This is a genomic window from Vagococcus salmoninarum, from assembly GCF_003987495.1.
In the GTDB taxonomy this organism is placed as follows: Bacteria; Bacillota; Bacilli; order Lactobacillales; family Vagococcaceae; genus Vagococcus_D; species Vagococcus_D salmoninarum.
The window spans coordinates 1-13,265 of record NZ_NGJU01000011.1 but is presented as its reverse complement, the minus strand read 5'-3'; the positions used below and the strand labels follow the sequence as shown (position 1 = coordinate 13,265).

Annotated in this window: 12 protein-coding genes and 1 pseudogene; 12 read left to right on the top strand and 1 reads right to left on the bottom strand. The window is 38.9% G+C overall.

From position 1 onward, the window contains the following. The first annotated feature begins 61 nt into the window (after nt 1-61). The 3 genes from CBF35_RS08105 to CBF35_RS08095 are packed head-to-tail and all read left to right on the top strand — an operon-like array spanning nt 62 to nt 2,543. The gene (locus tag CBF35_RS08105) at nt 62-1,276 is read left to right on the top strand and encodes an AraC family transcriptional regulator (RefSeq protein WP_126779940.1); all 1,215 of its coding nucleotides are present in this window, start codon (nt 62-64) and stop codon (nt 1,274-1,276) included. Between the two features lie 47 nt (nt 1,277-1,323). Then, the gene (locus CBF35_RS08100; RefSeq protein WP_126779938.1) at nt 1,324-1,863 is read left to right on the top strand and encodes a DUF924 family protein; all 540 of its coding nucleotides are present in this window, start codon (nt 1,324-1,326) and stop codon (nt 1,861-1,863) included. 26 nt (nt 1,864-1,889) lie between these two features. Continuing rightward, nucleotides 1,890-2,543, top strand: a complete 654-nt coding sequence (locus CBF35_RS08095; RefSeq protein ID WP_126779936.1) for an HAD family hydrolase — start codon at nt 1,890-1,892, stop codon at nt 2,541-2,543. Nucleotides 2,544-2,635: 92 nt separating this feature from the next. Here CBF35_RS08095 and CBF35_RS08090 read toward each other — a convergent pair whose 3' ends face one another. Then, nucleotides 2,636-3,163, bottom strand: a complete 528-nt coding sequence (locus tag CBF35_RS08090; protein ID WP_126779934.1) for a type 1 glutamine amidotransferase domain-containing protein — start codon at nt 3,161-3,163, stop codon at nt 2,636-2,638. A gap of 889 nt (nt 3,164-4,052) precedes the next feature. Between CBF35_RS08090 and CBF35_RS08085 the strand changes: the two genes are divergently transcribed. The 9 genes and pseudogenes from CBF35_RS08085 (at nt 4,053) to CBF35_RS08045 (ending at nt 13,099) form a co-directional block, all read left to right on the top strand. Beyond that, the gene (locus tag CBF35_RS08085; protein ID WP_126779932.1) at nt 4,053-4,505 is read left to right on the top strand and encodes an RpiB/LacA/LacB family sugar-phosphate isomerase; all 453 of its coding nucleotides are present in this window, start codon (nt 4,053-4,055) and stop codon (nt 4,503-4,505) included. A 20-nt stretch (nt 4,506-4,525) separates the two neighbouring features. Next, nucleotides 4,526-5,308: a triose-phosphate isomerase family protein gene (locus CBF35_RS08080; RefSeq protein ID WP_126779930.1), complete on the top strand. Its 783-nt coding sequence runs from the start codon at nt 4,526-4,528 to the stop codon at nt 5,306-5,308. Between the two features lie 7 nt (nt 5,309-5,315). Continuing rightward, nucleotides 5,316-6,863 (top strand): FGGY-family carbohydrate kinase, encoded by a 1,548-nt coding sequence (locus CBF35_RS08075; protein ID WP_126779928.1) that lies wholly within the window; start codon nt 5,316-5,318, stop codon nt 6,861-6,863. Nucleotides 6,864-6,877: 14 nt separating this feature from the next. After that, the gene (locus tag CBF35_RS08070; protein WP_126779926.1) at nt 6,878-7,888 is read left to right on the top strand and encodes a 2-hydroxyacid dehydrogenase; all 1,011 of its coding nucleotides are present in this window, start codon (nt 6,878-6,880) and stop codon (nt 7,886-7,888) included. A gap of 69 nt (nt 7,889-7,957) precedes the next feature. Next, entirely contained in the window at nt 7,958-8,326 is a 369-nt protein-coding gene (locus CBF35_RS08065) for a Lin0368 family putative glycerol transporter subunit (RefSeq protein WP_126779924.1), read from the top strand. Beyond that, complete coding sequence (locus CBF35_RS08060; protein WP_126779922.1) at nt 8,316-8,654, top strand: Lin0368 family putative glycerol transporter subunit; 339 nt, start codon at nt 8,316-8,318, stop codon at nt 8,652-8,654. The genes CBF35_RS08065 and CBF35_RS08060 overlap by 11 nt, the downstream gene beginning before the upstream one ends. A gap of 94 nt (nt 8,655-8,748) precedes the next feature. Next, the gene (locus CBF35_RS08055) at nt 8,749-9,627 is read left to right on the top strand and encodes a class II fructose-bisphosphate aldolase (RefSeq protein ID WP_126779920.1); all 879 of its coding nucleotides are present in this window, start codon (nt 8,749-8,751) and stop codon (nt 9,625-9,627) included. Between the two features lie 179 nt (nt 9,628-9,806). Next, nucleotides 9,807-10,196, top strand: coding sequence for a (deoxy)nucleoside triphosphate pyrophosphohydrolase (locus tag CBF35_RS08050; protein WP_126779918.1), 390 nt, complete (start codon nt 9,807-9,809; stop codon nt 10,194-10,196). Between the two features lie 11 nt (nt 10,197-10,207). Then, nucleotides 10,208-13,099: pseudogene (locus tag CBF35_RS08045) on the top strand (DEAD/DEAH box helicase). Nucleotides 13,100-13,265 lie beyond the last annotated feature (166 nt).

The window sequence follows — 13,265 nt, the reverse complement described above, 5'->3', positions numbered from 1 at the left end:
CCTAATCACTAACTTATTTCTTGAGAATGGCTTATAATAAACAGACAGAGGAGGGGAACAGGTGACCGATTATCAAAAAGAGTTAATCCCTTACACAAGTGTTGATTACTACGATGGGAACTTACGGACAAATGATCTCCGAATTAGTTTAAGAAAAGTCCTCAAAAAGCAACCAAGGCAATTAAAAGATAACGTGACTGTGATTTACATTGTCGAAGGCGAGGCTGAACTCAGAATTAATGGTGAAAAGACCGTTGTTAAAGCAGGGCAGTTAATGATGTTGATGTCATACCATGTCTACGCTTTTGAGAAAATCCCTGATCAAGATTGTTCTTATTACGATTGTCAGTTTTCAATTGGCTTACTGCTTTTAGCTAAAACGAGTAAATCAGCTTACTTGAATAGTTTGCAAGAACTAGATAAAGGTCTGCCAATTGTCAGCCTAACTGTGACTGAACAAAAAGAATGTTTAAGTCTGTTAGAGAAATTAAGGCAAGAGTTTGTGAGTGCCGAGACATGGGGCCAAGATATTTTAGTTCTCCATAGTACGACTGGTTTGATTTACTTATTTTTAAAAGGCATTAAACGACGAGAAGAACTAATAAAAAAACGACCAGTTAATCAAAACTGGCAGTTATTGCAATACATTCATTTTCACCATCAAAAAGACTTAACACTTAAGGAGTTAGAAAGTGAATTTCAGTTAAGTCAGGCAGAAATTCGTGACAAGCTGATGGCACTAACTGGCTTAACTTTTGCCCAAAATTTAAATCGCGTTCGGATTATTAATGCTAGCGCCTTATTAGCCTTTGATGGCTTATCGATTAACCAAATTGGCCGGATTGTTGGTTATAAAAATGATGCTCACTTTTACAAAGAATTTAAACAGGCTAAAAACTGCTCCCCTAAAAGTTATCAACAAGGGCAGGGGCTAACTGTGGAAGAGGGCTACTGTGATGAAACAACGGCAATCTTTATTTATTTGTATGAGAATTATCGAAAGGACTTGAGTTTATTAAAAGTTAGTCAAGCCTTGAATATTGCCACCAAAAAAATTCGTTCCCTTTTAGCAGATGATTTTCAGATGAGTTTAGGTGAGTTAGTCAAAGGGTTACGAATGTTAAATGGCAAAGGCCTACTTGACTATCAAGACCTTGGCATTGCTCAGATTTCCGAGTTTTTAGGTTATCAAGACGTGAAAGTCTTTCGCAAAGAGTTTAAAGAAACCTATGGCTGTCCCCCTATGGCGTACCGAAGAAATCGGCAAAAAAGCTGAGGGGCAAATTCAAACAGCTATGTTGAAAATAGAAGGAGGAAGTTCAGATGAGATACGAAGAAATATTAAATTTTTGGTTTGAAGAGATTGATTCTAGTGCCTGGTTTAAAAAAGATGAGGCCTTTGATTTAATGTTAGCTAAACGCTTCGGTGAGATTCACCGTCAAAGTAGCCTAGGGGAAACCGCTAGTTGGCGTGAAACAATCAAAGGCCGTTTGGCAGAAATTATTGTCTTAGATCAGTTTTCCCGCAACTTATTTAGAGATGAGGCAGAAGCCTTCGCTTATGATGGAATGAGTTTGATTTTAGCTCAAGAAGCGTTAAAGGCGCCAGATTTAGACGAATTAACGATGTCAGAAAAAGCTTTTCTCTACATGCCTTTTATGCATTCGGAGTCTTTAGTCATTCATCAAAAAGCCTTAGAGTTATTTAATCAACCAGGGTTAGAAACCAATTACGACTTTGAAAAGCAACACCTAGTAATTATCGAGCGCTTCGGTCGTTACCCGCATCGCAATAAAATCTTAGGACGACCTTCAACTGCAGCAGAAATTGCCTTTTTACAAGAAGAAAATTCGAGTTTTTAAAATAAGAAAAAAGGATGTGCCAAAATTTGGAAGCTTTAATCTTTGATATGGATGGCGTAATTGTTGATTCAGAACCCATTTGGATTGCGTCAAAACAACAAATGTTAAGAGAACAAGGAGTGGAAGTTCCTGATACTTACCATCATCAGTTATTTGGAACGACTCTCGAGTTTATGTGGACTCACATGCAAAAAGAATTTAATTTACCTTTAACAGTAGCCGAATGTATTACCCGCGGAGAAGAAATTCGTAATGAGATGCTAGCAAAGGAAACAGTTAAAAGTATTCCTGGCACGATTGAGTTAATAAAAAATCTCCATCAAGCAGGAATCCCTTTAGCGATTGCCTCCTCTTCATCGAATGAAGGGATTGCTAAAGCCGTTGACGGATTAAAAATTCGCGAATACTTTACAGTCTTAGTTTCTGGGGAAGACTGCGAACACTCGAAACCTTTTCCAGATGTCTTTTTAAAAGCAGCTGAAAAATTAGGTGTTAATCCGAAAAACTGTTTAGTGATTGAAGATGCCACGAACGGTGTCAAAGCGGCTAAAACCGCAGGTATGATCTGCCTAGGCTTTGAAAACCCCGCCTTTACGAAGCAGGATTTAAGCTTAGCTGATGGGATAGTCACTGATTTAGGTGAGTTGACAGTTAGTGAGTGTCGGGAGTATTTTAAGTAGAAAACTGAAAAAGATAATGATTACAGAAAAAAATCTGGAATCATTATCTTTTTTTATTTTAAAAGCGCTCCGGCTTATCTATTCGATGATGCTTAAGCTTTTTCGCTCATTACTTTAATGAATTCACGCATATAATCTGGTAAGTCTGGCGGACGGCGGCTTGAAACAATATGGCCATCTGAAATTGCTGGTATGTCGACCCATGTTGCACCAGCATTTGTCATATCATCTTTAATTCCCGGAGTACTTGTAACAGTCCGACCTTCCAAGATGTTTGCAGAAATTAATACCCAGCCAGCATGGCAAATTTGTCCAATTATTTTTTCTTGTTTATCTAGGGATTGCACCATTTCGATGACTTCTGGGAAACGACGTAGTTTATCTGGCGCCCAGCCTCCTGGAACTAAGATTCCATCATAATCGGCAGGATTAACATCTGAAAAGGCATAATCCGATTCTGCAGGTACACCGTATTTTCCTATATAAGTCTGATGAGCCTTTTGTCCGACTAAATCAACTTGGGCACCTTCCTCACGTAAACGATAAACAGGATACCATAATTCTAAATCTTCAAAATCATTGTCAACAAGTGCAATAATTTTTTTATTTTCTAAGCGCAAATTAATCCCTCCATTTATTCTAAATAATAGCCTTAGTGTAACAGAGCAGTAACTAGTTGACTACGGAAATGCTTAGTGAAAAGTTGGTTTACTGTTTTCATAAGAAAGCAATTGAACCTCAATTTTATTCTCCTTGTTGATAGGTTACGCTAAAAGTCTTTCGCGAAGTATCGAACCAATAAAGCCAGCATTAAACTATCCCGAGGTATTATTAACTGGCGCCGAACTAGGAATGGTCGCTCGAATTGTTAAAGCAATCTTTAATTTTGACGATTTGTTAGGCATATGAATAAGCGAGCTATCATTACGGCATATCGAGGGTGCACATTGTAATGCCCGACGTCTTGCTGATGGTTAGTTTCTTCAGCCGATTCGTTGTTATTTTAAAGGCCTCTCCTTATAGTATATAAGGGAAGGCCTTGGTGTTTGTTATTTTTTAATTAACGTCAGTTTTTCGCAACAAAATAGTTGACTGTTCCTTGAGATTATTTTACAATGGGCCTGTAAGTAATAGGTTCTGTCTAATTGAATATATAGTTATTGGTACTTCAAAGGGTGGCTGCAACCACCACTGAGAAGCCTTGCTTGAGTCATCAAAGTGACCAAAACAAGTTACCAATAGTACAAGTACACAAGTGTACTGACAGGTTTATTGTACCTAATTTCCCTCTAAAATACCAGTTTATTTGATTTGTTTTAGGTGTGATAAGGGTGCAATCTGTCGGAAGGGACTTTTTTGAGTGTATGATTCTATTGTAAAAACAGTATTGGATACGTGTTGACGTATTTACTACTGTTTTTTTGCTTTTTATGGGCCGAACCTGTGCTTGCGTTCTTTGTTGTTTTTCAGCCACTGATTTTAGTCAAAAAAGAAAGTCGAGGTAAGAAGATGAAGCTCGGTTTAGGCGTTGATCACCACGGTTTTGTATTGAAAGAGGACATTCGTCAAGAGTTGGTTGGGCTAGGACACGAGGTTGTTGAGTATGGGCCTACGTCAGTTACTGAAATTGATTATCCAGAAGTTGCTTTTACAGTCGGGCAAGCGATTATTGCTAAAGAAATTGAGCGTGGTATTTTAATTTGTGGAACGGGGATTGGCATGGCAATAGCCGCCAATAAAGTTCCTGGTATCCGTGCCGCTCAAGTGCCAGACCCCTATTCAGCAGAGCGAGCGCAACTCAGTAACAATGCCCAGATTATCACCTTAGGCAGTAAAACCATCGGCCTAGAAGTTGCCAAAAAGATCGTCAAAGAATACGTAAGCCATCACTTTGTCCCTAGTCCATCCTCCCGTAAAATCGCTCAAATAACTGAAAAAGAAGCAGAATTTCACCAAAGCTAATACAGAAAGGAAGCGATCAGATGAAACGTCAACCAGTTGTCGGCTTAAGCTTAAAACTGTATCACTATCAAATGGAAGCTAACATCCAACGTGGCCAAGAGCTAGCTAAGGCCCTTTCCAATAGCCCAGTCGAGTTGATTTACTTCCCTCACGTCGGGGCGATTTCTCAAGTTGCTGAAGCTCTCAGCGGAACGCCAATTGGTCTAGGCTCACAAAATATCGCCCCAGTTGCCAGTGGTGCTTTTACTGGTGAGTACTCGATTTTGTCCTTGAAAGAAGCCGGTGGCAAATACGTGGAAATCGGTCACTCTGAACGTCGCCGTCGGTTTAAAGAAGATGACGAGATGATTCGGCAAAAAGTCCGTTTAACCCTAGCAGAAGGTCTGATTCCGCTGCTTTGTCTGGGGGAGGAACAAAAACTAGTGGACCCTCTGGCGCGTAGGGAAGTCTTAGAACGACAACTTTTTCTGGCACTCCAAGGCTTGAAATCAGAGCAGATAAGTCAGGTGATTATTGCTTACGAACCAGTTTGGGCAATTGGCCAATCAGTTGCGGCGGCCGCTCCCTATGTTCACGAGAGTCACCAACTGATCCGGCAATTACTTGCTAAGCATTTTGGGTTCCCCGTCAGCCAAGTTGTCAGAATTATTTATGGTGGTTCTGTTAGCCAAGAAAACGCTGAATTTATTACCGCTCATCCCGATGTTGATGGTGTCTTTGTCGGCCGTTTTGGTCAACAGATTGAGCGCTTGCAAGCGATCGTTACGACAGTAGCTAACAAGGATAAAACCTTGAGAAAGTGAGTTAAGTATGAAGACATATTTATTAGGAATAGATAATGGCGGAACAGTCACAAAAGGAGCGCTGTACCAACTAGACGGCAGTGAAGTGGCTGTTGTCAGTCAAAAACTACCGATGCTAACGCCTTTTCCAGGACATACGGAGCGTGACAGTGAGGAACTGTGGCAAGCCAATTTAACGGTTATTCGTGAGTTATTAAGCCAAACTGGGGTTTCCGGTGAAGATATCGCAGCCCTCTCGATTACGGGTCATGGCAATGGGGTTTACTTAGCCGATAAAACCGGTAAGCCAACGTATAACGGGGTTATTTCAACTGATACTCGGGGCAAAGACTATGTGGCGCAGTGGCTTCAAGATGGCACGTTTAAGCGGACCTTGCCTAAGACCTATAACTCAATTTGGGCCGGTCAACCGGCGCCAATCTTAAGGTGGCTAGTCAACAATGAGCCAGAAGTTATTGCCAAGACAGACTATGTCTTTATGTGCAAAGATTACATCAAATATCGTTTAACCGGTTCCCCTTGTACTGAAATCAGTGACTTTTCAGGGGGTGGGATGTTAAATATTGCTGAAAAACGGATTGACCGTGAGTTGTTAGCGGAATTCGGCATTGAAGCCATTTATGACAAATTACCACCGCTAACTGATCCGTTAACTGTGAATGGCTATATTACTGCCAAGGTCGCAAAGTTAACTGGCTTAAAAATAGGCACGCCAGTTGCTGGTGGCACGATGGATATGCATGCCTCGGCAATTGCCACTGGTAGCGTTCAAAAAGATCAACTCTGTATCACAGCCGGTACCTGGTCGATTAACGAGTTCTTTGATACTAAACCAGTTGTGTCTGATGATCTCTTCATGTGCGCGATTGCCCCAGAAAATAATTACTTAATAGCCGAAGGAAGCCCAACATCTGCCAGTAATTTGGAATGGTTTCTAAGTGAAGTCCTTAAAGATATTGATACCAAGGGTCAAAATCTCTATGATTTGGCTAACCAATTAGTCGAATCAGCCCCTTATGACGCCTCTAACTTAATTTTCTTACCCTTCTTATTTGGCACCAATGTTGATGCGAATGCTAAAAGTGCCTTTGTGGGTATCAGTGCTTGGCACACACGCAAACACTTACTACGAGCGATATACGAGGGCGTTGTCTTTAGTCACCGTCATCATATTGACAAATTGTTGAGTCAAGGCGCTGGCTTCAAACGGGCACGAATTGCAGGTGGCGTAGTTAACTCACCGATTTGGATTCAACTATTTGCAGATATTTTGCAAGTCCCAATCGAAGTAACCAAAACCAAAGAACTTGGTGCAATGGGCGCGGCGATTGTGGCAGGAGTTAGTGTCGAGCTCTTTTCTTCGATCCAAGAAGCAACAGATCAAATGGTTAATGTCGTCGAAATCTATCAACCGGATATTAACAAAAAACGCATTTATGATACTAAATACCACCTTTATCGCAACCTTATTGGCAAATTACAACCCATCTGGAAAGCCTTTGACACTGTCAGTATTGCGCAAAAAACAGACGAAAGTGAAAGCGTTGTCTTATAAAGAAAGGAATTATTATGGAAAAAATAATCGCGGTATCAGATGAGTTAATTCCCCAAAATGCAATGGCCGAAAGTCTTTTCCCACTTAAAAAGTTATCAGACGTTGAGGTTACTCATTGGGAACATGAAACAGTGGCTGATTTACAAGCGGATAATATCCGTGTCGAACAAGGAGGCCCAGCTCAAGTCAGATTGTCACCAGAACTCCAAAAGAAGATGGCTGAGGCGACAGTTCTCGTTGTCCATTTTACACCAATCGATCGCGAGCTGTTAATCCGTGCTTCTAAGCTAAAAGCGATTTTTGTCTTACGAGCAGGTCTTGAGAATGTCGACTTAGTCACAGCGGCCGAAAAAGGGATTGAGGTCTTCAATTTAACCGGACGTAATGCGCGTGCCGTCGCTGAATTCACCGTTGGCTTAATGCTTGCCGAGACGAAAAACATCGCTCGCAGCCACCAATCATTAAAGGCAGGCGACTGGCGTAAAGACTTTGTTAGCGAAGGTCAAGTCATTGAATTTAATCATCGTCAGATTGGGTTAGTCGGTTTTGGTAAAATTGGCCAGCTGATAACAGAATTGCTCACCCCATTTGGCTGTCAGTTTCTGATTTATGACCCATATTTAACGACCATTAAGGCGCCAAATGCTAAGTTAGTGTCATTGGATGAATTATTGAGCCAAAGTGATATTGTCTCAATCCATGCCCGGGCGACACCAGAAACCTATCATCTGATCGGTCAATCAGAATTTGAAATGATGAAACAAGGAGCCTATTTCATTAACTCAGCTCGGGCTCATTTGGTAGACGAACAAGCCTTGATTCAGGTTCTAAAAAGTGGTCATCTCATGGGAGCCGCCTTAGATGTTTTTGAGCAAGAACCGTTGCCAGAGTCGCACCCGTTATTGGCCTTAGATAATGTCACTCTAACGGCCCATCTTGCTGGCACGACCCTCGATGCCTTTGGCGGTAGTCCACGATTAATGTTACCAAAAATCCAAGGGTGGTTGTCAAAAGGAGAGGTGTAGTCATTGAGAAAAGAGTAAGGCTCAATAATCAAGTTTATAAAGACTTACAGAAGGAGTTGAAGCAATAACATGCAACATATTAAACGAGTGTTTGGCTACGCCTTAGCAGGGCTATTGGTGATGTCAGTTTGGGGTGAATTAGGGAGTGTTGGAGTTTATGGTGGTTATGTCGCGGCGTTGGTTATTATCGGTCCAATGTGGTTTCTCAATCATTATTTAAATACATCAGGTAATCATGAAGGCGTCTCATTTGTCGATATGGGGTTAGCCATAGGTGTTTCTGGCTTAGCTCGCGATGCCTTTTTAACTGACCAGCAAAATTTATTTGCGGCTTGGCCGACTTTTCTGCTTGTTGTGATCGGCGCATTAATTGGTGGCAGTCTAGCTGCCTTGTTTGCTAAGCATCAAAAAAGGGAGGCAAAAGCTAATGACCTTTAATTTAGCAATTGCAACAGTTATCGGCAGTGCTATTTTTCCCTTAGTTATTCATATGGGGTGGGGGAAGATGGTCGAGGAATGGGATGCATTTGGCGGTTGGATGGCAGCAGCTTTTATTGTCGGAACTATTTGGCTACTAAATCACGGTATTAGCACACCGATGATTACGCAAACAGGGGCGTGGGTTGATCAAGGAGTTGCTGCTGGAATTGGTCTTTGGTTCGCCGGCCTTCTTTCGGGTGATAAAGTCAAAGCCTCTCTCCCAGTGGTCGCTTCAGCTATCATAGGTGGTATTATTGCCGGTTGGGTCTTGAGTTTGTTTCTCTAGTAGTCATCGTAAGAGCACTGGCGTGGAAGTCACGGCAGTGCTTTAACGTGTACAAACCATAGACAGCACAAAAATGAAAGAGGGATAAAAATAGATGTTGGTTACAATGAACGGACTATTACAAGAAGCCCAAATGAATAATAGCGCTATTGGATCCTTTAATGTCCCTAACTTAGAAATGATAAGAGCGACGATCGCCGCCGCCGAAGAATTAAATTCACCTGTGATTTTGCAACACGCTGAGGCTCATAATAATCTGATTCCCTTAGCTGAAATCGGACCGATCATGTTAGATTACGCCAAAGGAGCCACTGTTCCAGTCGCCGTTCATTTGGACCATGGGGAATCATTTGCAGTCTGTATGGAAGCCATTCGATTGGGGTTTACGTCGATTATGTACGATGCTTCTAGTAAACCTTACGAAGCCAACGTTAAGGAGACGAAAGAAATTGTACGGATAGCTCACAGCATTGGGGTCTCAGTCGAAGCGGAACTAGGTCAGATTATCACTTCGGATATTGGGGGTGGTGAAGGTCGAGAAATTAAAGAAAAGAATTACGCTAGCGTAGAGACTCTTTATACAGAGCCAAAACTTGCCCGTGAATTTGTCCAAGAAACAGTCGTAGATTGCCTAGCTATAGCTTTTGGCACCGTGCATGGCGTCTATCTCAAAGAACCTCAGCTAGATTTGCCACGAGTTAAAGCCATTCGTGATGCCACTGAGATTCCTTTAGTCATGCATGGTGGCTCAGGTGTTTCGGAAACAGATTATCGCACAGCAATTAACAATGGTATCTGTAAAATAAATTATTATACCTACGCTAACAGAGCCGGTGGCCGAGCTGTTGCTGATTATTTAAGACAACAACCAGAAGCCGAACAATTTTTTGAAGACATTGTAATGGAGGGAAGGACGGCTATTAAAGCTGATTTGATGAAGGCGCTGAAGATATTTAGGAATGATGGGAAGTAAGAGTTTGACTTTTTTATATGTGAGAGATATTTAAGTAGAATCAAATAAGTGAACCCCTCCAACTACTAGGTGATGGTAGTTGGAGGGGTGTTTGTGTTTATAATTAAGTCGAGAATTACTTTGAAGCTAGGGTTGGATATAGTACAATTAGAGTAATAATGGTTGAAAGTAGGTTAACTATGAAGAAAACAATTCAAGTTGTAGGAGCTGTTATCTACAAGGATAATAAAATACTTTGTGCCAAACGGCCAAAAGACAAAGCGTTAGCGAACTATTGGGAATTTCCGGGAGGTAAAATTGAACCTGGCGAAACTGAACGTGAAGCTCTGGAGCGTGAAATACAAGAAGAGCTAAAATGCGACATCCAAATAAATGATAAACTAATGACTACGGTGTATGAATACGATTTTGCAATTATCTTATTAACTACTTTTTATTGTGAATTAATTGAAGGTGAACCTGTATTGATGGAACACCAAGCTATAAAATGGCTAGAACCAGAAAAATTAGAGCAATTAAAATGGGCACCAGCAGATATACCTGCTGTGGAAAAAATCAGAGACAAGTGAGGTAGGAAAAGATGATCGGATCAACTAAGCATTCAGAGGCTTTCCAAGGATCTTTACGAAAAGCATTTATTAATAAAAAAGAGCAGGGATCTGTTTTTGACCCTAAACTAGTAATTAATGACAAAGAAACTAAGCAATACGTCGTTAACGATTTAACAGATGAATTAGAAATCTGTAAAACATTTTTCTTTTCAGTAGCATTTGTAACGCAGAGTGGTTTAAATGCTATCAAGGTTCAACTAGCTGACTTATCCGATAAAGGAATTAGAGGGCGCTTGTTAACTTCAAATTACTTAACCTTCAATTCGCCAGACGTTTATGAGGATTTATTAAAAATTGATAATTTAGACGTCAGGATTTCAAGTAAAGCAGGTTTTCATTCAAAAGGTTATTTATTTGAGCAAGAAAATTATTATTCATTAATTGTAGGTAGTTCAAATTTAACAATGAATGCTTTAAAAGTTAATTATGAGTGGAACATTCGTTTGACTTCTTTGGAAAATGGTCAAATTGTTGAAGAGACAAAGAGCTTTATGGAAAACGAATGGGATAAATCAAGAGAGCTTACGAAAGAGTGGGTTGCTGATTATCGAGAAATCTATTCAGCGAAACTCGAAGTGCTTATTGAAGAAGAAATAGTTGGAAAAAATTCGGAAACTATTGATGAAGATTATGGAAACTTTATCATTCCTAATAAAATGCAAACAATAGCATTGAAAAATTTACGGGAACTTAGATTGACAGGTGCTAATAAAGGCTTGATAATTTCAGCTACTGGGACTGGGAAAACTTACTTGTCTGCTTTTGATGTCAATCAGTTCAGGCCTAAAAAAATGCTTTTTGTAGTTCATCGAGAATAAATATTAAATAAAGCCAAAGCTGATTTCCAAAAAATTATCGGAGGAAATGACTCTGACTATGGTATTCTATCGGGTAATAAAAAAGAGATCGAAGCAAAATATGTATTCGCTACAATTCAAACGGTTTCTAAAGATAAATATTTAGAAAATTTTCCAAAAGATTATTTTGACTACATCTTAATTGATGAAGTTCATAAAGCGGGTGGTCAAACCTATCAAAAAATTATTGATTATTTTGAGCCAGAATTTTTATTAGGAATGACTGCAACACCAGAGCGAACAGATAGTTTTGATATCTTTGAGTTATTTGATTATAACGTTGCTTATGAGATTAGATTACAAGAAGCTTTAGAAGAAGATATGTTGGCACCGTTTCATTATTTTGGAGTAACGGATTATGAACGCAATGGTGAGACTATCGACGAGGCATCAGAATTACAATTTTTAGTAGCGGAAGAAAGAGTAAAATATTTACTCGGAAAAATTAATTACTATGGCTGTTCGGGAACTAAACCAAGAGGCCTCGTTTTTTGTAGTAGAAAAGAAGAAGTAGCCTTATTATCAAGGCTATTTAATGAAAAAGGAATTCCTAGTACTTATTTGACAGGTGATCATCTAGCTAGCGAAAGAGAATATGAAATTAACCGTTTAGAAAATGGCGAGATAAATTATATTTTTACAGTTGATATTTTTAACGAAGGTATTGATATTCCAATGCTAAATCAAGTTATTATGTTAAGGAATACGAAATCTAGCATTATTTTTGTTCAACAATTAGGTAGAGGATTACGAAAGCATTCATCTAAAAAGTTTGTTACAATTATCGATTTTATTGGTAATTATTCAAATAACTATATGATTCCAATGGCTTTGTCTGGCGATTTATCGAGAAATAAAGACAATTTGAGACGTGATACTTTTGATGTTTCTTATATATCTGGCGTTTCAGCAGTTAATTTTGAGAAGATTGCTAAAGAAAAAATTTATCAATCAATCGATAAAGTTTCAATGAACTCAATGAAAGAGTTAAAAAGAGTTTTTGAGCAGTTGGAAAATCGATTAGGACGTGTCCCTTATTTGGTGGATTTTTATGAGCAGAAGGCATTAGAACCTTTAATCATAGCGAATAAGCGTGCTAACTATTATGAATTTTTACAAAAAATGAAAAAGGCTGAAGGAATCATTAATGATGAGGAAAATCAATTTTTAATGATTGCTTCCCGAGAATTATTATCTGGATTTAGACGACATGAACTAATTATTCTAAAAGCTTTGATTAGTAATCAAAAGGGGATAACCGAGAAAGACATTATAGGTTTATTTGAAAAAGAGGGAATAATAAGTACGGAAAAAACGTTGAAGTCAGCTTTAAATACATTAAATTTATCTTTCTATAGTGGTCAAATAGCTAAATCTTATGCGAGCAATACATTTATTGAAGAAAGAACTGAAGGCATAATAGAACTATCAGATGGCTTAAGAAAAGCGCTAGCAAATGATTTTTTTGAAAGATTATTTATTGATATCATCGAGACTGGTCTTAAAAAAAATCAAGAATTTAAAAAAGACACAGCATTGACGTTATATAAAAAATATAAACGTAAAGATGCTTTACGACTATTAAACTGGCAGGAACAAATGGTTGATCAAAATATTGGTGGATATACTTATAAAGATGCTCATTTCGTTATTTTTGTGACTTTAGACAAAGGTGAAGATTTTAAAGGTGCGCAGATGGCATATGAAGATGAATTCTTAGATACAAGAACCATGACTTGGTTTACGAAAGCGCCACGAACTTTGAACTCACCAGAAGTGAAAATATTGAAATCAGCAGAAGAGTGGAACATTCATTTATTTGTAAAAAAATCAGACGATGAAGGAACTGATTTTTATTATTTAGGTGAAGTAACTCCGATAGAATCATCAATTAAAGAATTAGAAAAAAAAGTGCAAGATGGCGGGACTAAGAAAGTAGTCGAAGTTGACTTGAATTTAAAACAGGAAATTGACTTAAATTTATATAAATATTTAAATTCGTAATTAATATATATAATATTGTTTTAGCCCCTACTAATCAAGGCTCTACGTCAAATTGTGTGGATGGCTAAAATTTAGTCGAATAAATAGTTACTTAGGCAGCTTCATCAGAAATGGTGAAGTTGCTTTTTTGTGTCACTTTAAAACTGATTAGAATGCGGTGTTTAAA